This is a genomic window from Tessaracoccus rhinocerotis (genome assembly GCF_007197885.1).
GTDB lineage: Bacteria > Actinomycetota > Actinomycetes > Propionibacteriales > Propionibacteriaceae > Arachnia > Arachnia rhinocerotis.
The window spans coordinates 48,080-71,101 of sequence record NZ_VKKG01000001.1 but is presented as its reverse complement, the minus strand read 5'-3'; the positions used below and the strand labels follow the sequence as shown (position 1 = coordinate 71,101).

The window sequence follows — 23,022 nt, the reverse complement described above, 5'->3', positions numbered from 1 at the left end:
GACCCGTCCTGCTGCCAGACTTGGGAGCGGAGATTGGGGGTTTCACCAGATGAAGGATTCCGACGCGGTGATGGACGACGAGTTCCTGGCACCCGTTGACTACGATCCAGAAGCAACCGAAGCGGACTCCGAGGTGGAGGCCGACGACGAGGAGTGGGAACACGCGCAGGGTTTTCCCTGCACCCGTCGCGCCGTGCGGATCTGGGTGGACGAACAGACCCGGCACCTGACGCGGGTGCGGCTGTCCACCCGCTGGCGGGAACGCACCGCCGGCAGGCAACTGGCTGACTCCTTCACCGAGGCCTTTTTCCTGGCCAATGCGCGCGTCGGCAGCAACCTGCCCTCCGCCCCCGTTCCGCGGCCCGAGCCCAGCTCCGACCTCGAGTTCACCTGGGACAACTTCCAGGACCTCCAGGAGCGGGCTGCCGAGCTGATGGAACGCTCCGACGAACTCGCGCTCCGCCCCCCGAACGAGGTGCGCTGGGCGGACCTCACGGGCACCCGCGCCACGGGCCTCAGCAGCAACGGCCACGTCCGCGTCACCCTCGGCCTGGGAGGGCTCACCGAGACCGTGGAGTTCTCCTCCACCTGGTTGCAGAGGGCGCGGATCTCGGAGATCGCCGACGCCGTGATGTCGGCCCACCAGAGCGCGTACCAGCGCCACGTCGCCCCCGTCTTCGTGCCGGGCGAACACGAGGAGCTGGCCGCAGAGCTGGCGCAGGTCCAGGCAGACATGCAGGCGATGATGGCGAGAGGAATGGCATGACCGGATCCGAGCAGTCCCCGCGTTGGGGGGACGACGGCCTCTTCTTCGCCGGGATCGGCGCCGAGGACGATGACCTGACCGAGCCGGCCGAGGACCAGGAGGCGATCCTCGCGGACACGCGGCTGCGTCCCGACGACGAGGAGACCGGTCCTGCTCCGGGGCCGCTGCTCGGCCTGGGTGCCGGCGCCGGGGGCGCTGCCGTGCTCGGCGCCCACGCGGGCCAGACCCGCGCCGAGAACGAAAGGTCCCGCTCCGGCGTGTCCGGCGCCGCACCCACGGCGATGCCCTTGACCGCGGTCCCGGGAGGGGACGGGCTCGGCGTCGACGGCTACGGAAGGATCACCGACGACGACCCTTGGGGTGTGGGCAGCACCGACGAAGTTCCTGGAGCGTTCCTCGCCGGTACCACCACGTCGGAGGCGCCGCGCGCCCGCAGCGGCGGTGGCACAAGGGGGTCCTACCTTTCCCGCAATGACCCGGTGGGCGGGGCAGCCATCCCGGGGGCGACCCTCGGTGGCGTCGGCGGCATCCCGAGTACCCAGGGTGCCGGCGCGGGGGTCGTGACCCCCGGATCCCAGCAGGGTGGCATCCCCCTGTCCGTACTGCAGAATCTCCAGAACAACAGGGCGGGCGGGGCGGCGTTCGCGCCCATGACGGGTGTGCAGGCCTCCGGCTCCCAGGGCTACATGGCGGACCCTTCCCTCGCGGTGGTCCAGGCGTTCGGTGCCGTGGGAGGCGACGGCGTCGACGGCGTTGCGAGCGAGCAGTGGCTTCGCAGCCAGCTCCGTGAGCACGAGCGCGGCGGTGGCACGGTGCCCGGCGGTCCGGGCGCCGGCGGCGTTGACGGCGTCCACGGTCCCGAGGACGAAGCTCCGGAGGACGAGCAGCACGAGCCGCGCCGCGACGGCGGGCGCGAAACCGGGGTCGCCGCCGGAGGCGCCGCGGCCGGTGCCGCCGGCTGGGGTGGCGGCTCGGCCACCTCCGGCAGCGCACCCCTGTCCGGGAACGCGGCCGCAGGACAACAGGTGGCACCCGGGGCGCCCAACACCTCCGGTTGGGGATGGAATCCCAGCGCCGGCAACGCCCCTGGCGGTGGCTTCACGGGTGCGCACGCGGCCGGGGGCCAGGGCGTCGACGGCACCTCTTACACCCCCGGCGGTGCCGGGACCCAGAGCTCGGGCGGCACTGCCACCACCGGGGTCGGGGGCGGGTTCTCCGCAGGCGTCGGGCGCGGTCCCCAGGGCGCGCAGGGCGTCCGGGACCACTACGGTCCCGGAGGGGGACGGGGCGCGACCAGCAGCAGCTTCGCGCGGGGGACAGACTTCAACGTCACCAGCGACGAACTGGCGCGCGACGCCGAGCAGTGGCGCCGGCTGGCCCTCGAGATGGAAGGCGTCGGTGGCGTGACACGAACGGTCCGTGACGGCCACTCGAGCTTCGGGCTCGTGTCGGAGCCCGCTGCCGCCTACTCGCGTGCGACGCACCAGTGCCAGCTCTGGTCCGCGCAGGCCGCGAAGGCCTACGAGGAACTCGCACACCAGCTGAACGCGACCGCCGCCGGCTACGAGGCCAACGAACAGGCCGCGGTCGACCGAACCGGAAAGGTCTTCGACTCATGAGCAGCAAGGGGTTCGAGAACGTCCAGGACGCGGTCGTGCGGATGCGCTCGCTGGTGACCGTCGCGAAGAGTCTGGACAACGTGGAGATGCACCTGGTGCTCAACTCGGAGGTGCTGCGCGCCATGACCTGCACCTACCGCGCCGCGGCCTCCGCCATGACGCGCTATCGGGACACTCTGTGGTGGCAGCTGGACGCGGAGATGGGACGGGTCGTCGCGTCGCTCGCGGTCCTGCAGGGCAGCCGGGAGGTGCCCGACCGGCTGGAACTGGCACAGCACCAGTGGCTGTCCGCCTCCGACAACGTCGGTGTCCTCGCGCGACGGATCGAGAGGATGGAGAGCAATGACACCGGTTGGTCGGGGCGGGCGCGCAGCGGAAAGTCCCGGGCCGTCGAACGGCAGCGGGTGGCGACGGGGGAGTTCGCTGAGACGCTGCAGGGTCTGGGGCGTGTGACCCGGCAGGGCCAACTGCTCATGGAGTCCGTCTTCAGCACGGCCGCGCTGAGCGTCAGCAGCGGTAACGCCCAACTCAGCGGCTTCGTGCACCGGGCGCCCTCGGTGAGCGTCGGCATGTGGGGGCTGTTCTCCCGGAGCAGCGGCGCCGTGGTCAGGGTGCGGGCCACCGCAGGCTTCCTGGCCACCCACGTCTCCGGCGGCGCACCGTGGCGGGCCGCGGCGTCGGGTTTGAGGAGCGAGGTGGAGGAACTGATGGCCGACGGCGACGAACTCACCCCGGGGGGTTGGCCCCGACCCGTGGCGAGGGCCTGAAGGCTGCTCCTCCCGGGCGTCGCCCACCGGCTAGAGTGGGTGGGAACGGCTAGCAGTTGGGGAGGGACAAGTGAGCGAGAGGACCCGTAGTCGGATCCTGATCGTCGACGATGACGCCGCGCTTTCGGAGATGCTCCAGATTGTTCTCGGGCAAGAGGGTTTCGAGACGGTGCACTGTGCTTCGGGAAGCAACGCGTTGGCGGTCCTGCGGGAGAGCCGGCCCGACCTCGTCCTGCTTGACCTGATGCTGCCTGGTCGCGACGGGGTGTCCGTGTGCCGCGACATCCGTGCAGAGTCCGACGTCCCGATCGTGATGCTGACCGCCAAGTCCGATACGGCCGACGTCGTGGCCGGGCTCGAGGCCGGGGCTGACGACTACATCGCCAAGCCCTTCAAGTCGAAGGAGCTCATCGCGCGCATCCGCACCAGGTTGCGGCGCGTCAGTGCCGAACCCGGTGCCGACGAGCTCACCATCGGGGACCTGTCCATCTCCGTGGCCGCCCACACCGTCAAGCGGGGCCGCGAACAACTGCAGCTGACGCCGCTGGAGTTCGACCTGCTGCTCGCCCTCGCGAAGCGGCCGGCCACGGTCTTCAGCCGCGAGGCACTCCTCGACGAGGTCTGGGGGTACCGGAACGCGGCCGACACCAGGCTCGTCAACGTGCACGTCCAGCGCCTGCGCTCGAAGGTGGAGAAGGACCCCGAGCACCCGGAGATCATCGTGACGGTCCGCGGAATCGGGTACCGGGCCGGTGAAGCAGCGCAGGCGTCCTGAGCGGAGCCAGCTCAGCCTCGGCAGCCTCTGGGGGAGCTCGCTGCCGCTTCGGGTGCTGTTCCTCACGCTCGGTGCCTCGTTCGTCGTGCTCGTGCTGGCGGGGCTGTTGCTGCTCAACCAGGCCACTGCCGGCATCGTCGAGTCGAAGAAGCAGGCCTCGATCGCGGAGGCCATCGGCATCCACAGCTTCATGCAGCAGCAACTGCGGCTCCCGGAGACCCGCAACGTCGCCATCAACGAGCAACTGATCCAGCTGGCGGCCCTCGCCGGCGCCGAGTCCGGCCGCTACCAGGTGTTGATCCAGGGGCCCTCCTCGGTCTACCAGTCATCGGAGATCCTGGCGGAGTCCGTCCCCGCCGAACTGCGCGCGGCCGTGGAGTCCGGCACCGGGATGTTCGTCACCCCAACCGAGGTGGTCTTCGTCGACGACGACCAGGCCCCGGTCCCGGGCTGGGCTGTCGGAACGGTCCTGGTGGACTCCGGCGGGGAGCGGTACCCGATCTTCTACATCTTCCAGATGACCAGCGAGGTGGCCACCATCCGCGCTCTCCAGGGGGCGGTGGTCAGCACCGGGCTGGCGCTGCTCGGCGCGCTCGCGGCGATCGCCTACATGGTCACCGTCACGGTGGTCCGCCCGGTGCGCAAGGCCAGCCAGACCGCGCTCCGCCTGGCGTCCGGGAACTTGGACGAGCGGATGCTGGTGCGCGGCACCGACGACATCGCCTCACTGGCGGAGTCGATGAACGAGATGGCCGACGACCTGCAGCAGCGCATCCGCGAGCTGGAGACCCTCTCGGCGGTGCAGCGCCGCTTCGTGAGCGACGTGTCCCACGAACTGCGTACCCCGCTCACCACCATCAAGATGGCCACGGACGTCATCCACGAGTCGCGCGGGGCCTTCCCGCCCCAGACGGCCCGGGCCGCCGAGTTGATGTTCTCCGAGATCGAGCGCTTCGACGTCATGCTCCAGGACCTGCTTGAGATCTCCCGGTTCGACGCCGGCGCGGCGGTGCTCTCGCTGGAGGACGTGGACCTGGCCGCACTGGTCCGCTCCGAGGTCCAGGCACACACCGCACTCGCGGAGCAGCAGGGGACCGAGCTGCGGTTCACCGCGCGCGGGGACGCCACGGCGATGATGGACTCGCGCCGGATCCGGAGGATCCTGCGAAACCTGCTGGTCAACGCGATCGAGCATGGTGAGGGCAGGCCGGTCCACGTCACTGTCGCAGGCGACGAGGACTCGGTAGCGGTCACGGTGCGGGACCACGGCGTCGGCTTCCCGGCCGCCCAGGCGGCCCAGGTGTTCGAACGGTTCTGGCGGGCTGACCCGTCCCGGACCCGCGTCGTGGGTGGCAGTGGCCTGGGGCTCGCGATCTCGCTGGAGGACGCGCGGCTCCACGACGGCTGGCTCAGTGCCTGGGGGCGTCCCGGCAAGGGCGCCCAGTTCCGGCTCACCCTGCCGAAGGACACCGACACCGCGCTCACAAGTTCGCCGCTGCCCATCATCCCAACCGACGTAACGGCCAGGAGGACCGACACATGAGAAGGATCGTGCTGGCCCTCGTGGTGGCCGCCCTCGGCCTGGGGATGGCAGCGTGCACCACCGTCCCCGTGGCGGGGCCGGTCGAGAGCATCCCGGCCAGCGCCCCACCGCCCGGCATCGAGATCGCGCCCGAGCCGCCGCAGGCGGGCGTGACCCCGGAGCGGCTCGTCGATGGGTTCATGCAGGCCATGGCCGACCCCGAGGCCGACTACCGGGTGGCGCGCGAGTACCTCGCCACGTCCGTGCGCGACGACTGGGACCCGGGGATCGGGGCCGTGATCTACGACGGCGTGGTGACTGAGGCCGAGGGCCAGTTCTCGGTCGAGGGCACGGTGACCGGGTCGCTGGACGAATGGGGCCGCTTCACGTCGGAGCGCCGGCCCTACGCGTTCGGGTTCCAGCTGGTCCAGGAGGAGGGGGAGTGGCGCATCGGGAACGCCCCGGAGGGTCTCCTGGTCTCCCGATTCATTTTCGAGCGCTACTACGCCCACGTGACCACCTACTTCCTGTCCCGCTCCGGCAACTACGTGGTGCCGGACATGATCCACCTGCCCGAGGCGCTCCTCACCCCCAGCCGGATCGTCGAGTCCCAGATCGCCGGGCCGAGCCAGAGGCTCGCCCCGGCGGTGCGCAACGCCATCCCCACCAGCGCGTCGCTCGGTCCGCGCGGCGCCAGCCTCGACTCCGAGGGGACCGCGACGGTGTCGCTGCGGGGATTGCCCGACGCCCTGAGCGAGGACCGCCGGCGCGACCTGGGGGCGCAGCTCGTGTGGTCCCTGACCTCCATCCCACGCATGAGCGGGGTGAGCGTCGAGGACGGCGCGGTGCCGCTGGCGCTGCCCGGGCAGAACGAGGACGGGGTGCTCGAGCTCGCCTCCCAGCAGGGCTACCAGGTGCTGTCACGCGCCACCATCCCAGACCTGTTCGGTGTCCGACGCTCCATCGCAGGGCAGGTCGCCCCGTCGGGCTCCTTCGTGCAGATGCAGTCCGGCGGCCGGGACGTGTCCGAGGTGGCGATCTCCCTCGACGCGTCACTGGTGGGTTTCATCAGCGAGGACCGCACGGTCGTGCTGCTGGGGCCCCGCAGCGGCGAGCTCGCAGAGGTGGAGTCGGACTTCACCAACCTGCGCTCCGCGCAGATCGTGCTGGGCGAGATGTGGGTGATGGGGGAGGACCCCCAGGGCCGGACTCGGCTGATCATCATCGATGCGCAGGAGCGCGTGACGTCCGTGGACATCAGCCTGGTCTCCTCGGAACTGGTCGACTTCTCCGTGACCCAGGCCGGTTCCCGGATCGCCCTGGTGACCACCGGCGACGAGGGCAACACGTTGGTGGTGGCGACGATCTCGGCCGCAGGTCGGCCCACCCTCGTGCACCCGACCGAGATAGTCGTCGCGGACCAGTCCAACCAGTTGCACGACTACCTCGACGTCAGCTGGAGCGGCGAGACGGAACTGGCGCTGATCGCCAGCACCGAGGACGACCCGTCGGTCTACCTGGTCTCCGCGGACGGTGCTCTGGTCGAGCACATCGGCCCGGTCGGCGCGGACCCGGTGCAGATCTCCGCCCTGCCTCGGATGGGCGGCGACGCCGTCGTGATCCGGAGCGAGGACAACGAGGTGCGCCGATACGAGGCTCGCAGCCGCTGGACCGGGCTGGACGTGACGATGAGTGAGGTCAGCTACCCGGGCTGACCCGGGCTGTGGAAAGTGACGCGGCGGGCACCGCGCCGACCAGAGTGTGGGCATGGTCACCCTCCTCGACGCCGCTGCGCACCTGTTCCTGGGATCGGTCTGCCCGGGATGCCGGCTGCCCGCCTGGTCCCTGTGCGCATCCTGCTCGCGGCTCCTCGTGACAGCGGTGCCACGGCGGGTCCGGCGCCCCACGCTGGATGGCGTGCCGGTGGTCTGCGCGAACGACTACCGCCCATTGGTCGAACACCTTGTGCCCGCGTTCAAGGACGACGGTGCGCTCCACCTCGGGCGGGTCCTGGCTGCGCGTCTCGCAGTGGCCGTGGCCGCCCTGCAGCCGGGCCCGGAGACGGTGCTGGTGCCGGTGCCGTCGCTCGCGGCGAAGGTCCGCGCGCGGGGCCACGACCACGGTCGCCGGTTGGCGGCGGGGGCCTCCCGCCGTACGGGCCTGAGGTGGGCGCCCCTGCTGGCGAGGTCCGGCTCGGGTCTGGACCAACGGGAACTGGGCAGGACTGGACGCAGCCGCAACGTCGTCGGCACCATGCGGGCGCGCCCGTGCGGGGCCCCGGTGGTGCTGTGCGACGATGTCGTCACCACCGGCGCGTCGCTGGCGGAGGCGGTCCGTGCCGTGACCTGCGCAGGGGACCAGGTGGTGGGGATCGCGGTGATCGGCGACGCGGACCGAACCACCCCCGCCAAGTCCCGGATATCCCACACCTCGTTTGGGTAACCGGGTAGCGTTGGGGAATGGAGACGCCTTCGAACTCAGGTCCCGGAATCCGGGCCCGTTCGGAGGCGTCTGTGTTTACCCCGTAGCGCTTCGGCGCCGAATAGGAGGAACGATGGACATCGTCGTAACTGGCAGGCACTGCACGGTTGGAACGGACCTGAAGAGTCTGGTCAATGACCGCCTCACTTCGGTGGAGAAGTTCAAGGACAGGTTGATTCGGGGCGAGGTCGAGTTCTCCGCCAGCGAAGGGACCAAGAACCCGGCGGACGCCGTCGAGGTCCAGATCACCCTGCGCAGCCGAGGACCCGTGATCCGGGCCGAGGCCAGGGCCAACGACAAGACCGTCGCGTTCGAGACTGCCTTCGATCGCCTCAAGGCACAGCTCCGCAAGGCCGCCGATCGCCGCAAGACCCACCGCGGACTGCGGTCGGCCCTGCCTCCGAAGGACCTCCCGCCGCTGCCCACGGACGCGGAGTCCCACAACGATGACGACACCCACGAGGTGGCGGGCATGGTGGTCACCGGGGACGGGCCGCTCGTTGTCAGGGAGAAGGTCTTCCAGGCCGTTCCGCTGACCCTGGCGCAGGCGCTGGACGAGATGGAACTCGTCGGGCACGACTTCTTCCTGTACCAGGACGCCGCCACGGGTCGCCCGTCGGTGGTCTACCGCCGCAAGGCCTACAACTACGGAGTGATCCACCTGGACGTCGACGCCTGAGGAGAGTTGGTCCAGTTCTTGGGTGGTTCGCCGCCGCTGGCTAGGATGGTCAGCGGCGTGCAACCACCAAAGGTGGTGCTAGGCGCCGATATGACGTCAACCAAAGGACCGACGACGTGGGATTCATGGATTTCCTGAGCAATCTTGGCTCGGGGGCGCAGTTGAAGAAGCTGGACAAGATCGCCAAGCAGGTCAATCTCATCGAGGACGACTTCAAGGCGATGTCCGATGCCGAGCTGCGCGCCATGACGGATGAGTTCCGGCGCCGCCTGGACGACGGCGAGGACATCGACAAGATCATGCCCGAGGCGTTCGCCGTGGTGCGCGAGGCCACCGTGCGCGTCGTGGACAAGCGCCTCTTCGACGTCCAGATCATGGGTGGTGCAGCGCTCCACTGGGGCAACATCGCCGAGATGAAGACCGGTGAGGGCAAGACGCACGTCGGTACCCTCCCGGCCTACCTGAACGCACTGACGGGCAAGGGCGTCCACGTCGTCACCACCAACGACTACCTCGCGAAGTACCAGTCCGAGCAGATGGGGCGCATCCACCACTTCCTCGGGCTAACGGTGGACGTGATCCTGTCCAAGATGACCCCTGCCCAGCGGCGGGAGGCCTACAAGGCGGACATCACCTACGGCACGAACAACGAGTTCGGCTTCGACTACCTGCGCGACAACATGGCGCTCAAGGTGGAGGACCTCGTCCAGCGCGGCCACCACTACGCCATCGTCGACGAGGTCGACTCCATCCTGGTGGACGAGGCACGTACCCCGCTGATCATCTCCGGACCGGCACAGGACACGCACGAGTGGTATCCCGTCTTCGCCAAGCTGGTCCGTCAGTTGGAGCGGGACCGCGACTACGAGGTCGACGAGAAGAAGCGCACGGTGGCCATCAACGCCTCCGGCATCGAGCACGTCGAGGACAGGCTGGGCATCGACAACCTGTACGAGTCCGCGAACACGCCGCTGATCAGCTACCTGAACAACGCCATCAAGGCCAAGGAGTTGTTCAAGAAGGACAAGGACTACGTCGTCATGGAGGGCGAGATCCTCATCGTCGACGAGCACACCGGTCGCTCGCTGTCCGGACGTCGCTACAACGAGGGCCTGCACCAGGCGCTGGAGGCGAAGGAGGGCGTCCAGATCCGCGACGAGTACCAGACCCTCGCCACGGTCACGCTGCAGAACTACTTCCGCATGTACGACAAGCTCGCCGGCATGACCGGTACGGCGAAGACGGAGGAGTCGGAGTTCCAGAAGATCTACGGCCTCGGTGTCATCCAGATCCCGACGAACCGCCCGATGATCCGCCAGGACCGCAAGGACCTCGTCTACCGCACCGAGGAAGCCAAGTACGACGCCATCATCGCCGACGTCGTCGAGCGCCACGCGAAGGGCCAACCGGTGTTGATCGGCACCGCCTCCGTCGCGAAGTCCGAGCTGCTGTCCAAGCTCCTGAAGCAGGCCGGGATCCCGCACAACGTGCTGAACGCCAAGCAACACCAGAAGGAGGCGGAGATCGTCGCGCAGGCGGGCCGCAAGGGCGCCGTCACGGTCTCCACGAACATGGCCGGCCGAGGCACCGACATCATGCTGGGCGGCAACCCAGAGTTCTTGGCGGACCTGCAACTGCGCAAGCAGGGTCTCGACCCCGTCGAGACGCCGGAGGAGTACGAGGCGCAGTGGCCCGACACCCTGCAGGCGCTCGAGGACCAGGTCCGTACCGAGCACGAGGAGGTCGTCGAGGCCGGCGGTCTCTACGTGATCGGGTCCGAGCGCCACGAGTCCCGACGGATCGACAACCAGCTGCGAGGCCGCTCCGGGCGCCAGGGCGACCCGGGCGAGAGCCGGTTCTACCTCTCCCTGTCCGACGACCTGATGCGCCTGTTCCGTCCGGAACTGCTCGAGCGTGCACTCCTGATGCTGAAGGTGCCCGACGACGTCCCCATCGAGAACAAGTCGGTGACCAACACCATCGAGTCGGCGCAGAAGGAGATGGAGGCGCGCAACTTCGAGATGCGCAAGAACGTCCTGAAGTACGACGACGTGATGAACCGCCAGCGCCACGTGGTGTACCGGGACCGCCGCCGCGTCCTCGACGGTGCGGACCTCGAGGAGCAGCTCAGGGAGCGCGCGGAGTCCGTCGTGGCCGAGGTGGTGCGCACCCACACCGTCGGGGTTCCCGAGGACTGGGACATCGACATGCTCCTCAACGAGCTGCGCACGCTGTACCCGGTGGGCGTCGACGCCGACGACCTCCCCGAGGACCTGCCCAACCAGTCCGAGCTCATCGAGATCTTCACCGAGGACGTGAAGGAGGCCTACGACCGCCGCGAGGAGGAGTTGGGCGCGGACACCATGCGCGAGCTCGAGCGGCAGGTGCTGCTCAGCGTCGTGGATCGCAACTGGCGCGAACACCTCTACGAGATGGACTACCTGCGCGAGGGCATCGGCCTGCGTGCCATGGCCCAGCGCGATCCGCTCGTCGAGTACCAGCGTGAGGGCGGCGACATGTTCATCGCGATGCGCGAGGCGTCGTTCGAGCAGGTCGTTGGTCTCCTGTTCAACCTCGAGGTCAACAAGCCCGAGCCGGCGGTCAACGTCGGACTCGTCACGGAGGGCGACGGCACCCCCGTCGACGTGCTGGGCAAGGCCGGGCTCTCCACCTCCGGTGGGGAGGCGCAGGAGGCACCTGCGGAGCCGGCGGCGCGCAAGCCGCTCGCCAAGGGCCTGGAGGCGCAGGAGCAGCAGAACCTCAGCTACTCGGCACCCGACGAGTCGGGGGAGGCAAGCTCCACCACGACGCAGGTCAAGACCGAGCGCAAGCTCGGCCGCAACCAGCCGTGCTTCTGCGGTTCCGGCAAGAAGTACAAGAACTGCCACGGCGGCGCCGCTGCGTAAGGCTCACGCGGGGACGCCCACCACGGCGAACTCCGAGCACGCCCAGCCGTACGGGCCGAGGTCCAGGCGCACCACGCAGGCCAGCCAGCGGCCGGCGACCTTGATGCTGGCCGTGGCTTCCACGGCTTCTGCGCTCGGCATCTGGGCTGTGATGCGCCCCTGACCCACGGCCGTGAAGCGGCTTGTGCCCAGGAGTGCGACGAGGGACTCGAACGCCGCCCGGGTCATGCGCGTGCGGATCTGGTGCAACGGCCGGCGGCCCGACAGCGCCTCGACGACGGCGACGGCGATCCCCAGTGCTGCCGACGGCACCCGCCTGTCCTCGCGGCGGGGAGTGCCCGGTGGCGTGGCGGGGATGGATAGCTTGGTCATGTGCTGGACGCTAGGGGCCGCGTCCGCCGCGTAGGAAGGGCCTTGCCGGGATCGGCAACACGCGAGCCGTCACTGGCAACACCCCGGGCAGGACTGACAACACCTGCGCCGCGACTGACAACACCTGGGTGCGGCGGAGCGCGCGGCGGACCCACGGCCGGGCGCCGTCCCGATTAGGCTGGCGGCGTGCAGCGCCAACTCGTATTCATCCCCATCCGCAACGACGAACTGGACGCGATCACGGGAGTCACCACCCTGACGCGACGCCAGGCCCACACGGTCACCAGCGAACTGCTGGAGGCACTGGAGTACACCGAAGCGCAGACCGAGGACGCGGAGTACGCCGCCATGGTGATCGCCTCGGTCGCCGCACTCGCGGCCCATGGTGAGCGGCTTGTCCTCGTGGCCGAGGTCCCGGCGTCGCAGGTGAGCCCGGGGACCGATGCCTCCAACGGTGAGGTGGTGGTCGCGGACGTGCCGCCGGAGTCGATCACGTGCTGGTTCTCGGAGGCCGAGGGCGTCGACTTCGCGGATGCGGCCGCGGCCGCGTCCGGTCTGGACGTGGACACCGCATGGGACTTCCCGCAGGTGCAGGAACTCCTCCACGCCAACGACATGCTCTGGAATGGCGTGGAGGAGTTCCGCCGGGGCGTTCAGGACGTCTGAGACGACCTGAGTTTGCCCACCATGTCGAAGGCGACGGCCAGCAGCAGGACCATTCCCTTGATCACGAACTGCCAGGACGGGTCGACGCCCAGGATGGACAGGCCCATGTTGAGCACGCCCATGATGAGCGCGCCCACGACTGCCCCGAGCACGCGCCCGACGCCGCCGGTGACCGCGGCGCCACCGATGAAGCAGGCGGCGATCGCGTCCAGTTCGTAGTTGACCCCGGCCGCTGCCAGCGCGGCGCCGGACCGGGACGTGACGATGATGGCTGTCACGCCGCACAGCAGGCCCATGTTCACGAACAGCCAGAAGTTGACCTTGCGGGTGTTCACCCCGGACAGCTTCGCCGCCGACAGGTTGCCGCCGATCGCGTAGACGTGCCGGCCGAAGACCGTGTTGCCCATCAGCCACGCGTACACCACGATGATCACGCCCACGATCACGAGCACGTAGGGCAGGCCCAGTGCGCTCAGGGCTATCCAGTACGTGAGGACCGCGATCAGGGCACAGATCAGGACCAGCCGGGCCACGAGGACCTTGGGCGACTCCAGCGCCAGCCCGTGCCTGGCCCGAAGAGCCCGGGTTCGCAGGCTGGTGACGATGATCCCGCCGATGCCGACGGCACCGGCCACCAAGGTGAAGGCGTCCAGCTGTCCGACGAAGCCGGTCATCCCGGCGACGCCGTCGTTCGAGATGGCGAGGAACCCGCCGGGGAAGCCCGCACGGGTGTAGCCGACCAGGACGAGCGCCACGCCCCGGAAGACGAGCATGCCCGCCAGCGTCACGATGAACGCCGGGATCCCTACGAACGCCACCCAGAAGCCCTGCCAGGCCCCGATCAGGGCTCCGACAGCCAACGCGGACACCACCACTATCCAGGGGGACACCCCGTGGTCGGCCAACATGATGCCGATCACGCCGCCCACGGCTGCCACCACCGAGCCCACGGACAGGTCGATGTGCCCGGCGACGATGATCATCAGCATGCCGACCGCCAGCACCAGCACGTATGCGTTCTGCTGGATCAGGCTGGTGACGTTGTTGGGCTGGAGGAGGCGTCCGCCGGTGGTGAACTGGAAGAAGGCGACGATCACCACGAGGGCGGCGACGATGCCGTACTGTCTGGCCCCGCCTGCGATCCCGGCGAAGCGTCGCCGGGGCGGCGCCGTGGTGAGGGAGGAGGTCATGTCGTGGTCCTTTCCTGCGTCATGAGGCGCATGAGTGACTCCTGCGTGGCGGTCCCGCGGTCCTGGACCCCGGTGATGCGCCCCTCGCAGAGCGTGAAGATCCGGTCGCAGAGCCCGAGCAGCTCCGGCAGTTCGGAGGAGATGACGATGACCCCGCGTCCCTGTGAGGCCAACTGGTTGATGATGGTGTAGATCTCGTACTTCGCCCCGACATCGATGCCGCGCGTGGGTTCGTCGAGGATGAGGACGTCCGGGTCGGAGAACATCCACTTGCTGAGGGCGACCTTCTGCTGGTTGCCGCCCGACAGCTGGCCCACGGGGGCCTGCACGGTCGCGCTGCGGATCCGCATCTGCTCCCGGTAGGCCTGGGCCACCTTCGTCTCGTGACCCGCGTCCACCACGCCCCGCTTCGAGACCTTGTGGAGGGCCGCCGCGGTCACGTTGTGCCGGATCTCCGCGATCAGGTTGAGCCCGAAGCGTTTCCGGTCCTCGCTGACGTAGGCGAGCCCCGCCGCGATCGCGCGCTGCACGGTCGTGGGGTGGATCTCCTGCCCACGCTTCAGGGCACGGCCAGTGATGCTGCTGCCGTACTGCCTGCCGAACACGCTCATCGCGAGTTCGGTGCGGCCCGCGCCCATGAGGCCGGCGATGCCCACCACCTCGCCCTCGCGCACGTCGAGGCTGGCACCGTCCACGATCACGCGGCCCGGGTCGGAGGGGTGGTGCACGGTCCAGTCCTCGATCCTGAACAGTTCCTCCCCGATCTCCGGATCCCGATGGGGGAAGCGCTGGTCGATGGAGCGTCCCACCATGGCCCGGATGATGCTCTCCTCGCTGACATCCGGGTCGGCGCTGGACACGGTCTCGACCACGGCGCCGTCGCGGATGACGGTGACCGAGTCCGCGATGGCCATGATCTCGTTGAGCTTGTGGGAGATGATGATCTGGGTGACCCCCTCCTCCTTCAACGTCCGCATCAGGCCCAACAGGTGGGCGGAGTCCTCGTCGTTCAGGGCGGCGGTGGGCTCGTCGAGGATGAGCAGCCGCACGTCCTTTGACAGTGCCTTGGCGATCTCGACCAGCTGCTGCTTGCCCACGCCGATGTCCATGACCCGCGTGCCGGACTTCTCCCGGAGTCCCACCCTCCGCAGGAGCTCGGTGGCTCCTGCGTGGGTGGCGCCCCAGTCGACCACGCCCCGGTGGGAGCGCTCGTTGCCGAGGAAGATGTTCTCCGCTATCGAGAGGTGGGGCGAGAGGGCCAACTCCTGGTGGATGATGACGATCCCGCGCGCCTCGCTGTCCTTCAGGTCGCGGAACTCGACCGACGATCCGTCATAGGTGATCGTCCCCTCGTAGCTCCCCGCCGGGTAGACCCCGGAGAGCACCTTCATGAGGGTGGACTTGCCGGCGCCGTTCTCGCCGCAGATGGCATGTATCTCGCCGTCGTGAACCGTCATGGAGACCCCGTCGAGGGCGGTGACGGGACCGAACCGCTTGACGATCCCCTGCATCTCGAGAAGGGCCGCAGCCATCAGAGTCCCAGGTCCTCGGCGGAGTAGAACTCCGAGTCGACGAGCTTCTCCTCCACGGTGTCCTTGGTGACCACCTCGGGCTCGACCATGAACGTCGGGACCACCTTGACGCCGTTGTCGTAGGTCTCGGTGTCATTGACCTCCACCTCGGTGCCGCCGATGATCTGCTCGATCATCACCGCCACCTGGTCGCCCAGCCTGCGCGTGTCCTTCCAGACGGTCATGGCCTGCTTGTCGATCAGCATGTTCTTTACGTTGGCGAGGTCCGCGTCCTGGCCGGTCACCAGGGGCCAGTCCTCGCCGGGGGTGTAGCCCGCACCGTCGAGGCCCTGCTCGATGCCGAGGGCCAACGAGTCGTTGGGGGACAGCACGATGTTGACCTTCTTGCCGTCCGTGTAGAACGAGTTCAGGCGGTTCTCGATCTCCGACTGGGCGGTCTCGGACTTCCAGCCGGGGATGCCGATTCCGGTCCAGCCGTCGAGGTCGGCCGGGGCCTTTCCGGAGGGCACGGTCAGCTCACCGCTGGCGACCAGGGGGGAGACGAGGTCCCAGGCACCGGCGAAGAAGTAGCGGGCGTTGTTGTCGTCGGGGGAGCCCGCGAACGGCTCCATGTTGATCGTGCCGTCCTCGCCGCGGTAGTCCTCCATGTTGTCGATGATGAACTGGCCCTGGAGCTGGCCCACCTTGTAGTTGTCGAACGTGGCGTAGTAGTCCACGTGCTCGGAGCCGTTGATCAGGCGGTCGTAGGCGATCACGGCGACCTCCCTGTCGGCGGCCTGCTGCAGGACCGGGCCCAGCGCGGTGCCGTCGATGGAGGCGATGACCACGATCTTGGCGCCGTCATTGATCATGTTCTGGACCTGGTTGTTCTGCTGGTCCTGCTTGTCGTCGGCGAACTGGAGGCTGGTGCGGAAACCCTTCTCCTTGAGCAGCGACTCGAGGTGGGCGCCGTCCCGGTTCCAACGCTCGAGGCTCTTGGTGGGCATGGCGATTCCGATCAGGATGTCCTCCGCGGGGGCCTGTTCCTCGGTGGTGCCGGTGGTGGGGTCGGTGGCGGTGTCGGTGGTGCCGTCGGTCGGGTCGTCGGCGGCCGGCGTGCCACCGCGCTCCGAACTGCAGGCGGTGAGGGCCGCGAGGGCGGCGGAGACGGTCGAGCCGATCAGAATCTGGCGACGCGTGATGTTCATGGACGAGTCCCTCCTTTGGGATCGAGCGTGTGACCGCATTTGTTGCAGATCACTACGTATCGGGACGAAGATACTACAAGTCGAACCCGGTGATAACGGCACCCCCCGGTGAGATGATGGGGATGGCAAGTGCAACCGACCGCAGGAGGACGACATGCCCAGGGCGATCTGGAACGGGTCGATCTCGTTCGGGCTGGTGACGATCCCGGTGAAGCTCTACGGAGCCACCGACGACAAGGACGTGAGTTTCCGCCAGGTCCACGGCGAGGACGGCGGGCGCGTCCGCTACCAGCGTGTGTGCGAGAAGTGCGGCGAGGTGCTGCAGTGGGGCGACATCGCCAAGGGCTTCGAAGCTTCGGACGGTCGCATGGCGGTGCTGACGGACGAGGACTTCAGCTCGCTACCACTTCGAACGCTGAAGACGGTAGACGTGGTCCAGTTCGTCGACGAGGCCGAGATCGACGACGCATACCTCCAGAAGTCCTACTACCTGGAGCCGCAGAACATGGGTCAGAAGCCCTACGTGCTGCTGCGGGAGGCCCTCGCCAAGCAGGACAAGGTGGCGGTCGTGAAGGTGGCCCTCAGGCAGCGTGAGTCGCTCGCGCTGATCCGTCCCAAGGACGACCTGCTCGTCATGCACACGATGTTCTGGCCCGACGAGTTACGCGACGGAGAATTCGCGAAGCCCTCGGACGAGGTGACCGTCTCCGACGCCGAACTGGAGATGGCCAACCTGCTGATCAAGCAGCTCGAGGGCTCGTTCGATCCGGAGCAGTACACCGACTCCTACCGGGAGGCCATCACGGAGGTCGTGGAGGCCAAGCTCGCCGGGGCACCCATCCCCGAGGCTGCGGGCGAGGAGGAGGGTGCCGGCGAGGTTGTGGACCTGATGGCCACCCTCAAGGCCTCGGTGGAGGCCGCCAAGAAGCGGCGCGCCGGGGCCAAGAAGGCATCCTGACTGCTCAGCCCTGCTGGTCGCGCGCCAGCCACTCCTGGGCGCGGCGCTCGATGCCCGCGAAGGCCTGCTCGATGAACGGTGCCACCATCTTCTCCACCTTCCCGCCGACCAGCGGGATCTTCACCCTCAGGTCCCCGCTGTACTCACCGGCGGTGGTGGCCCCGGTGGGGCGCAGAACGGCCGTGGCCTCGACCGTGACCGGCAGCCCCTTGACGGAGACGTTCACCTGGCCGGTGCTGGTGCCGTCGGCGGCGGGCTCCGCCCACTCGAAACGCTGGGACAGGTCGACGTCCTTGCCGACGAACTTCGCCACGTCGCCGGGAACCGGCAGCGACATCCGCAACTGCGTCACGTTCCCGTCGATCTGGACGTCGTGGCTTGTGGCGCCGGCGTGCTGCGCGACGTCGATGATGAAGTCCTTGTTCCGCATCAGGGCGACTACCTGCTCGGGCGTGCCGTTGTAAGTGTGCTTGTAGGTCAGCTGCATGGTGCCAAATGTACCCAGCGTTGGGGCCGGGAACCGCACCGCTCGCGCGCGCACGTGATCCTAGGATGGGCCCATGAGGATCGATCTCCACACCCACTCCCGCGTGAGCGACGGCACGGACGCCCCCGCACAGCTCGTGGCCGAGGCGGTGGCGGCGGGGCTCGACGTCGTCGCGCTCACGGACCACGACACGTTCGACGGGCTCCCCGAGGCGTTCGTCGCGGGTGAGGCCCTGGGCATCCGCGTGGTCGGGGGGATCGAGATCTCGACGGAACTGGAGGGCCGGTCCGTGCACCTGCTGGGCTACGGGTGCGACGAGCGTGAGCCGGCCCTCGCGGAGGAGTTGGTCCGCAACCGCGAGGGTCGTGACGGGAGGCTCCCGCTGATGTGCGCCCGGCTGGCCGAGGCGGGTGTGGGGGTGACGATGGAGGAGGTGCTCGCGGCAGCGGCCGGCGCCCCGTCGCTGGGCCGGCCGCACTTCGCCGACGCGATGATCGCCAAGGGCCACGTCGTGAACCGCGCCGAGGCGTTCGACCTGTACCTGGCCGAGGGCCGACCGGGCTACGTCGCCCGCTACTCGACGCCGCTGCGGCTGGCCATCGACCTGGTCCACGGAGCCGGTGGCGCCGCCGTGCTGGCGCACCCTTGGGGCCGGGGCGGCGCGGCAGTCCTGACGCCCGACGTCGTCGCGGACCTGGCAGGCACCCACGGGCTGGACGGGATCGAGGTCGACCATGCCGACCACGACGAGGCCCAGCGACGCGAACTGGCTGCCCTGGCCCGGGAGCTCGGACTGGTGGCCACGGGATCCAGCGACTACCACGGAACCGGCAAGCAGGACCATCCCCTGGGGGTGAACACCACCACCGAGGCGGCGTTCGAGGAACTCCTCCGAGCGATGAATGACCACCGCACCGCCGGGCGCTAGGGTAAGGGGCGCACGAGACCCAGGAGTTGAAGAATGGAACCGACCGTCGACACCGAGGCATCGCTTCGGAGCGCCACCGCACGCAGCAGGGAGATCGAGGCCCAGCTGGCCAAGGATCCCTCCGCATTCAGGATGCTGACGGGGGACAGGCCCACGGGCAGACTCCACATCGGGCACTACTTCGGCTCGCTGGCCAACCGCGTGCGCCTGCAGGACATGGGGATCGACACCTTCCTGCTCGTGGCCGACTACCAGGTGATCTACGACCGTGACGGCCTCGGCGAGATCGCCGACAACGTGCGCAACGCCCTCGCCGACTACATCTCGGCGGGGATCGACCCGAGCCGTACCGTGATCTTCACGCACTCGTCCATCACCGCACTGAACCAGCTGATGCTGCCGTTCCTCGCACTCGTCACCGACGCCGAGCTGCGCCGCAATCCCACGGTCAAGGACGAGCTGGCGGGCTCCACCCGACCGATGTCCGGGCTGATGCTGACGTTCCCCGTCCACCAGGCCGCGGACATCCTGTTCTGCAAGGCGAACCTCGTGCCGGTGGGCAAGGACCAGCTGCCGCACATCGAACAGGCCCGCGTGATCGCGCGTCGCTTCGACGAGCGCTACGGCCGCGTCGAGGCCGACCGTCCCATCTTCCCCGAGCCCGATGCACTGCTCAGCAGCAGCGGCACCATCCTGGGGCTGGACGGCACCAAGATGAGCAAGTCGAAGAACAACACCATCGAGCTCGGCATGACGGCCGACGAGACGGCCAAGCTGCTCAAGCGCGCCGTCACGGACTCGGACCGCCATATCAGCTACGACCCGGTCAACCGGCCCGAGGTCTCCAACCTCGTCAACATCGCCGCGCTCTGCCTGGACCGGGATCCGGTCGACGTGGCCGAGGAACTCGGCGACGCCGGCGGCGGTGGCCTGAAGAAGCTGGTCACCGAGGCCGTCAACGAGCACTTCGCCGCCCACCGCGCCCGTCGGGCCGAGTTGATCGCGGACCCGGGGACCCTCAGCGCGATCCTCGCCGACGGCAACCGCCGTGCCACGGAGGTGGCCGAGGCGACCCTCGACGAGGTGCGTCGCGCCATGAACATGTCCTACTGAGGCTCCCCGTAGGGAGCAAAGACTCGGCCCACCGACCGCTGAGGTCGGTGGGCCGAGTCGTCCAGAGGTCTGCTCAGGCGTCCGTGGGCTGTGCCGGGGTCACGTCCTCGCCGGCGCGCCTGCGTCGACGGCGCCGCTTCGGCTTGGAAGCGGCCGCGGCCTGCGTCTCGTCCTTGCGGGGGTGGTCCCCGGCCGGCTCGGTGCTCCGGCGACGACGGTGCCGCGCACCGTCACCGGCGTCGCGGTCCCGGCTGCTCTGCTTGCGCTCGGCCCGCTCGACGGGCTTGGCGCCGGGGAGTCGACCCTTCGTGCCCTCCGGGATGTCCAGTTCCTCGTAGAAGTGGGGCGAGGAGGAGTACGTCTCCTCGGGCGTCCCGAGGTTCAGGTCCAGGGCCTTGTCGATGACCTTCCACCGGGTGACGTCGGCCCAGTCGACGAGCGTCACGGAGACGCCGGTGTGGCCGGCTCGTCCCGTGCGTCCGATGCGGTGGACGTAGGTGGCGTCGGTGTCGGGGCACTCGTAGTTGACCACGTGGCTGATGCCGGAGATGTCGATGCCGCGGGCGGCGACGTCGGTGGCAACGAGGGTGCTGATGGTGCCGGCACGGAACTTCTTCAGGGCACGTTCGCGGGCGGCCTGGTTGAGATCGCCGTGGATCGGTGCAGCCGGGAAGCCGCGGTCCACCAGCTCGTCGGCGAGACGCTGCGCGGCCCGCTTCGTGCGGCAGAACACCATCACCTTGGTGGCGTCTTTCGCCTGCAGGATGCGCGCGACCATCTCGGGCTTGTCCAGATTGTGCGCCTGGTAGACGTACTGGTCGATGTCGGGCACCGTGGCCTGCGCGTCGTGGCCCTCGGCGCGGATGTTGATGGGGCGGTTCAGCGTGGCGCGGGCCAGCGCCAGGATGGGCGCGGGCATCGTCGCCGAGAACAGCAGGGTCTGGCGGTCCTTGGGGGTCTTGGCGAGGATGCGTTCGATGTCGGGCAGGAAGCCGAGGTCCAGCATCTCGTCGGCCTCGTCGAGGACGAGGACCTGAACCTTGGACAGGTCCAACGCGCGCCGGTTGGCGAGGTCGAGGAGGCGTCCCGGGGTTCCGACGGCGACGTCGATGCCCTGCTCGAGCGCGTCCAACTGCTCGTCGTAGCCGGTGCCGCCATAGATGGTCAGCACGCGGGTCTTGAGGTTCTTGCCCGCGAGGGCAAGGTCGCGAGCCACCTGGAGCGCGAGCTCGCGGGTGGGTGCGACGACCAGGGCGCGCGGCTTGCCATGGTCCGGTCGCTCTTCCGCGGTCTCGGCGGTGATCTCGAGCCGGTGCAGCAGGCTGACGCCGAACGCCAGCGTCTTGCCGGTGCCGGTTCGGGCCTGGCCGATCAGGTCGGTCCCACCGATCGCCAGGGGCACGGCGAGTGTCTGGATGGGGAACGGGTGGACGATCCCGGACTCGGCCAGCGCCGCGGTGATCTCTTCTTTGATGCCTAGTTCGGCGAACGTCTGTTCGCCCGGCTGCTCTTGTTCGCTCAGCGTAAAACCTTCGTTTGGGCCGGCCCGGGCCGAAGGCCTCACAGGCGGCGGGGAGCGGCGCGCAAGCGCCGTGGATCTTTACCGTCGGACAGTCTACTCCACCACCGCCGCCTGCGTGGAACTCAGACTGCGCCGAACCCCACGGGACGCTCGTCGGCGGCCCCCAGGTCGACGTAGGCGACCTTCGCGGCCGGCACGACCACGCGGCGGCCCTTGTCGTCGGTCAGCTCGAACAGGCCACCCTTGTCGAGGGCGCTGGCGAGGGTGGTGACGACCTCGTCCGCGGCGAGTTCGGTCTTGACGGTGAGCTCGCGGGCAACATCTGCGATGCCGATCTTCACGTCCATGGGTTCAGGTTCTCCAGACTACGAGATTTCAGTTGCTGCCACCCTACCCGGGTGGCAAGCGCCCTCAGGCCTCGTAGCGGGCCAGCGCCACCGTGATGTTGTCCCGGCCACCCTGTTCCTTGGCCCACTCGACGAGGGCCTCGGCCACGGCCGCAGGCGTCCCGAAGTTCTCGACGAAGCCCTTCACCACGTGGTACATCTCCTCCGGCGAGCTCGCGTAGTTCCACAGCCCGTCCGTGCAGAGCAGCAGCCAGCCGTTGGTCGTGGGCTGGTGCGTGATCACCGACGGGGTGACGTTGGTGGCGTCGCGACCGAGCCACTTGGTGATGGAGTGGGCCTGGTTGGACTGTTCGGCCTCATGGCGGGTCATGCCCAGCATGATCCGTGCCTGGGCCATCGAGTCGTCGGTGCTCAGCAGTTGGCACAGGCCGTCGTCGCCCAACCAGTACGCGCGCGAGTCCCCGACGTTGCCGACGGCGATGCTGCCGGGCGCCATGATGCCCGCGATCAGGGTGCATGCCGAGGCCTCGCCCTCCTGCTTGGCCTCCAGGACGGCGTCCTGCGCCTCCGCGAAGGCCTGCACCAGCGCGAGATTGGCGGCGGCGCCCTCCTCGAGGCGGTTCACGAGGTGCGTGCAGGCGGCCTCGGCCGCCACCAGGGAGGCGAGTTCCGAGCCCGCAGCGGTGCTGACGCCGTCGGCGACGGCCAGCACCGCGGTGCGCCCGGTGCCGGGCCGGGCGGCCAGGCAGAACGCGTCCTGGTTCGTCTTGTGCTTGAGGCCCAAATCGCTGCAGGCCGCGAGCCATGGCGCGGGGACGCGGACGTAGTGGTTCCGCTCACTGCGCGTCGGCGTGCTGGGGTGGGGCATGGCGTCCTAGCTCGTGTCGAGTGCACCGACGGCCACGGGGGCCAGCCGGACACGGCCGCAGGGGCCCCCAGAAATCTGGAAGGCCCCTGCGGTTCTTGAAGTTCTGGTCTGACGGTTCGGTCAGATCACCTGGACGTGATCTGCCTGCATGCCCTTCTGACCCTGGACAATGTCGAACTCGACTCGCTGGTTCTCCTCCAGCGAACGGAATCCCGTTGCCTCAATGGACTTCCAGTGCACGAATACGTCTTCGCTCTCGCCACCATCGACGGCGATGAAGCCGTAGCCCTTCTCGGCGTTGAACCACTTGACGGTTCCCTGTGCCATTACTGCTTCT

22 protein-coding genes are annotated in these 23,022 nt (G+C 68.8%); 13 read left to right on the top strand and 9 right to left on the bottom strand.

The features are described 5' to 3' along the window. Positions 1 to 49: 49 nt before the first annotated feature. The 9 genes from FOJ82_RS00325 to secA all read left to right on the top strand — a co-directional run bounded on the left by FOJ82_RS00325 (position 50) and on the right by secA (position 11,515). Positions 50 to 766 (top strand): hypothetical protein, encoded by a 717-nt coding sequence (locus FOJ82_RS00325; RefSeq protein ID WP_143936488.1) that lies wholly within the window; start codon positions 50 to 52, stop codon positions 764 to 766. Continuing rightward, positions 763 to 2,385 (top strand): hypothetical protein, encoded by a 1,623-nt coding sequence (locus FOJ82_RS00320; protein WP_143936487.1) that lies wholly within the window; start codon positions 763 to 765, stop codon positions 2,383 to 2,385. Before FOJ82_RS00325 ends, FOJ82_RS00320 begins: the two co-directional genes overlap by 4 nt. Then, on the top strand, positions 2,382 to 3,152 hold the full coding sequence (locus tag FOJ82_RS00315; RefSeq protein WP_143936486.1) for a hypothetical protein: 771 nt from the start codon (positions 2,382 to 2,384) through the stop codon (positions 3,150 to 3,152). Before FOJ82_RS00320 ends, FOJ82_RS00315 begins: the two co-directional genes overlap by 4 nt. A gap of 70 nt (positions 3,153 to 3,222) precedes the next feature. Beyond that, positions 3,223 to 3,927, top strand: a complete 705-nt coding sequence (gene mtrA, locus FOJ82_RS00310; protein ID WP_143936485.1) for an MtrAB system response regulator MtrA — start codon at positions 3,223 to 3,225, stop codon at positions 3,925 to 3,927. Positions 3,928 to 3,967: 40 nt separating this feature from the next. Further along, complete coding sequence (gene mtrB, locus FOJ82_RS00305; protein ID WP_342780563.1) at positions 3,968 to 5,470, top strand: MtrAB system histidine kinase MtrB; 1,503 nt, start codon at positions 3,968 to 3,970, stop codon at positions 5,468 to 5,470. Continuing rightward, entirely contained in the window at positions 5,467 to 7,164 is a 1,698-nt protein-coding gene (locus FOJ82_RS00300) for an LpqB family beta-propeller domain-containing protein (protein WP_143936484.1), read from the top strand. Before mtrB ends, FOJ82_RS00300 begins: the two co-directional genes overlap by 4 nt. A 52-nt stretch (positions 7,165 to 7,216) precedes the next feature. Then, entirely contained in the window at positions 7,217 to 7,891 is a 675-nt protein-coding gene (locus FOJ82_RS00295; protein WP_143936483.1) for a ComF family protein, read from the top strand. A 112-nt stretch (positions 7,892 to 8,003) separates the two neighbouring features. Further along, a complete protein-coding gene (gene hpf, locus FOJ82_RS00290) occupies positions 8,004 to 8,609 on the top strand; it encodes a ribosome hibernation-promoting factor, HPF/YfiA family (RefSeq protein WP_143936482.1) in 606 nt (201 codons plus the stop codon). Positions 8,610 to 8,725: 116 nt separating this feature from the next. Next, on the top strand, positions 8,726 to 11,515 hold the full coding sequence (secA, locus tag FOJ82_RS00285; RefSeq protein ID WP_484421955.1) for a preprotein translocase subunit SecA: 2,790 nt from the start codon (positions 8,726 to 8,728) through the stop codon (positions 11,513 to 11,515). A 3-nt stretch (positions 11,516 to 11,518) separates the two neighbouring features. Here secA and FOJ82_RS00280 read toward each other — a convergent pair whose 3' ends face one another. Then, positions 11,519 to 11,887, bottom strand: a complete 369-nt coding sequence (locus tag FOJ82_RS00280; protein WP_143936481.1) for an Rv3235 family protein — start codon at positions 11,885 to 11,887, stop codon at positions 11,519 to 11,521. A 186-nt stretch (positions 11,888 to 12,073) separates the two neighbouring features. On the opposite strand from FOJ82_RS00280, the gene FOJ82_RS00275 reads away from it, so the two are divergent. Next, the gene (locus tag FOJ82_RS00275) at positions 12,074 to 12,553 is read left to right on the top strand and encodes a DUF6912 family protein (protein WP_143936480.1); all 480 of its coding nucleotides are present in this window, start codon (positions 12,074 to 12,076) and stop codon (positions 12,551 to 12,553) included. Here the strand turns inward: FOJ82_RS00275 and mmsB are convergent. The 3 genes from mmsB to FOJ82_RS00260 are packed head-to-tail and all read right to left on the bottom strand — an operon-like array spanning position 12,541 to position 16,462. Continuing rightward, complete coding sequence (gene mmsB, locus FOJ82_RS00270) at positions 12,541 to 13,743, bottom strand: multiple monosaccharide ABC transporter permease (RefSeq protein WP_143936479.1); 1,203 nt, start codon at positions 13,741 to 13,743, stop codon at positions 12,541 to 12,543. The two genes, FOJ82_RS00275 and mmsB, sit on opposite strands and share 13 nt — an antisense overlap. Beyond that, complete coding sequence (gene mmsA / locus FOJ82_RS00265) at positions 13,740 to 15,275, bottom strand: multiple monosaccharide ABC transporter ATP-binding protein (protein WP_143936478.1); 1,536 nt, start codon at positions 15,273 to 15,275, stop codon at positions 13,740 to 13,742. Before mmsA ends, mmsB begins: the two co-directional genes overlap by 4 nt. Beyond that, positions 15,275 to 16,462, bottom strand: a complete 1,188-nt coding sequence (locus FOJ82_RS00260) for a substrate-binding domain-containing protein (RefSeq protein ID WP_143936477.1) — start codon at positions 16,460 to 16,462, stop codon at positions 15,275 to 15,277. The genes mmsA and FOJ82_RS00260 overlap by 1 nt, the downstream gene beginning before the upstream one ends. 154 nt (positions 16,463 to 16,616) lie before the next feature. Between FOJ82_RS00260 and ku the strand changes: the two genes are divergently transcribed. After that, complete coding sequence (ku, locus tag FOJ82_RS00255; RefSeq protein ID WP_143936476.1) at positions 16,617 to 17,420, top strand: non-homologous end joining protein Ku; 804 nt, start codon at positions 16,617 to 16,619, stop codon at positions 17,418 to 17,420. A 4-nt stretch (positions 17,421 to 17,424) separates the two neighbouring features. Here the strand turns inward: ku and FOJ82_RS00250 are convergent, their stop codons facing one another. Further along, positions 17,425 to 17,907, bottom strand: coding sequence for a DUF2505 domain-containing protein (locus FOJ82_RS00250; protein WP_143936475.1), 483 nt, complete (start codon positions 17,905 to 17,907; stop codon positions 17,425 to 17,427). A 73-nt stretch (positions 17,908 to 17,980) separates the two neighbouring features. Here FOJ82_RS00250 and FOJ82_RS00245 point away from each other — a divergent pair, with 73 nt between their 5' ends. Further along, positions 17,981 to 18,835 carry a PHP domain-containing protein gene (locus FOJ82_RS00245; RefSeq protein ID WP_143936474.1) on the top strand — a complete coding sequence of 285 codons (855 nt, stop codon included), beginning with the start codon at positions 17,981 to 17,983 and terminating at the stop codon, positions 18,833 to 18,835. Positions 18,836 to 18,868: 33 nt separating this feature from the next. After that, a complete protein-coding gene (trpS, locus tag FOJ82_RS00240) occupies positions 18,869 to 19,948 on the top strand; it encodes a tryptophan--tRNA ligase (protein ID WP_143936473.1) in 1,080 nt (359 codons plus the stop codon). 73 nt (positions 19,949 to 20,021) lie between these two features. Here trpS and FOJ82_RS00235 read toward each other — a convergent pair whose 3' ends face one another. The 4 genes from FOJ82_RS00235 to FOJ82_RS00220 form a co-directional block, all read right to left on the bottom strand. After that, complete coding sequence (locus FOJ82_RS00235) at positions 20,022 to 21,512, bottom strand: DEAD/DEAH box helicase (RefSeq protein ID WP_143936472.1); 1,491 nt, start codon at positions 21,510 to 21,512, stop codon at positions 20,022 to 20,024. An 80-nt stretch (positions 21,513 to 21,592) separates the two neighbouring features. Continuing rightward, the gene (locus FOJ82_RS00230) at positions 21,593 to 21,817 is read right to left on the bottom strand and encodes a DUF3107 domain-containing protein (protein ID WP_143936471.1); all 225 of its coding nucleotides are present in this window, start codon (positions 21,815 to 21,817) and stop codon (positions 21,593 to 21,595) included. 64 nt (positions 21,818 to 21,881) lie between these two features. After that, the gene (locus tag FOJ82_RS00225) at positions 21,882 to 22,685 is read right to left on the bottom strand and encodes a PP2C family protein-serine/threonine phosphatase (RefSeq protein WP_143936470.1); all 804 of its coding nucleotides are present in this window, start codon (positions 22,683 to 22,685) and stop codon (positions 21,882 to 21,884) included. Between the two features lie 120 nt (positions 22,686 to 22,805). Continuing rightward, the gene (locus FOJ82_RS00220; RefSeq protein WP_143936469.1) at positions 22,806 to 23,012 is read right to left on the bottom strand and encodes a cold-shock protein; all 207 of its coding nucleotides are present in this window, start codon (positions 23,010 to 23,012) and stop codon (positions 22,806 to 22,808) included. Between the last annotated feature and the right edge of the window lie 10 nt (positions 23,013 to 23,022).

Excerpts from the sequence above, each read along its gene's own strand:
- FOJ82_RS00245 (WP_143936474.1), top strand. The coding sequence starts at position 17,981 with ATGAGGATCGATCTCCACACCCACTCCCGCGTGAGCGACGGCACGGAC.
- FOJ82_RS00225 (WP_143936470.1), bottom strand. The coding sequence starts at position 22,685 with ATGCCCCACCCCAGCACGCCGACGCGCAGTGAGCGGAACCACTACGTC.
- FOJ82_RS00300 (WP_143936484.1), top strand. The coding sequence starts at position 5,467 with ATGAGAAGGATCGTGCTGGCCCTCGTGGTGGCCGCCCTCGGCCTGGGG.
- mmsB (WP_143936479.1), bottom strand. The coding sequence starts at position 13,743 with ATGACCTCCTCCCTCACCACGGCGCCGCCCCGGCGACGCTTCGCCGGG.
- FOJ82_RS00280 (WP_143936481.1), bottom strand. The coding sequence starts at position 11,887 with ATGACCAAGCTATCCATCCCCGCCACGCCACCGGGCACTCCCCGCCGC.
- FOJ82_RS00325 (WP_143936488.1), top strand. The coding sequence starts at position 50 with ATGAAGGATTCCGACGCGGTGATGGACGACGAGTTCCTGGCACCCGTT.
- ku (WP_143936476.1), top strand. The coding sequence starts at position 16,617 with ATGCCCAGGGCGATCTGGAACGGGTCGATCTCGTTCGGGCTGGTGACG.
- trpS (WP_143936473.1), top strand. The coding sequence starts at position 18,869 with ATGGAACCGACCGTCGACACCGAGGCATCGCTTCGGAGCGCCACCGCA.
- FOJ82_RS00315 (WP_143936486.1), top strand. The coding sequence starts at position 2,382 with ATGAGCAGCAAGGGGTTCGAGAACGTCCAGGACGCGGTCGTGCGGATG.
- FOJ82_RS00220 (WP_143936469.1), bottom strand. The coding sequence starts at position 23,012 with ATGGCACAGGGAACCGTCAAGTGGTTCAACGCCGAGAAGGGCTACGGC.
- FOJ82_RS00230 (WP_143936471.1), bottom strand. The coding sequence starts at position 21,817 with ATGGACGTGAAGATCGGCATCGCAGATGTTGCCCGCGAGCTCACCGTC.
- FOJ82_RS00250 (WP_143936475.1), bottom strand. The coding sequence starts at position 17,907 with ATGCAGCTGACCTACAAGCACACTTACAACGGCACGCCCGAGCAGGTA.
- FOJ82_RS00295 (WP_143936483.1), top strand. The coding sequence starts at position 7,217 with ATGGTCACCCTCCTCGACGCCGCTGCGCACCTGTTCCTGGGATCGGTC.
- hpf (WP_143936482.1), top strand. The coding sequence starts at position 8,004 with ATGGACATCGTCGTAACTGGCAGGCACTGCACGGTTGGAACGGACCTG.
- mmsA (WP_143936478.1), bottom strand. The coding sequence starts at position 15,275 with ATGGCTGCGGCCCTTCTCGAGATGCAGGGGATCGTCAAGCGGTTCGGT.
- FOJ82_RS00320 (WP_143936487.1), top strand. The coding sequence starts at position 763 with ATGACCGGATCCGAGCAGTCCCCGCGTTGGGGGGACGACGGCCTCTTC.
- FOJ82_RS00260 (WP_143936477.1), bottom strand. The coding sequence starts at position 16,462 with ATGAACATCACGCGTCGCCAGATTCTGATCGGCTCGACCGTCTCCGCC.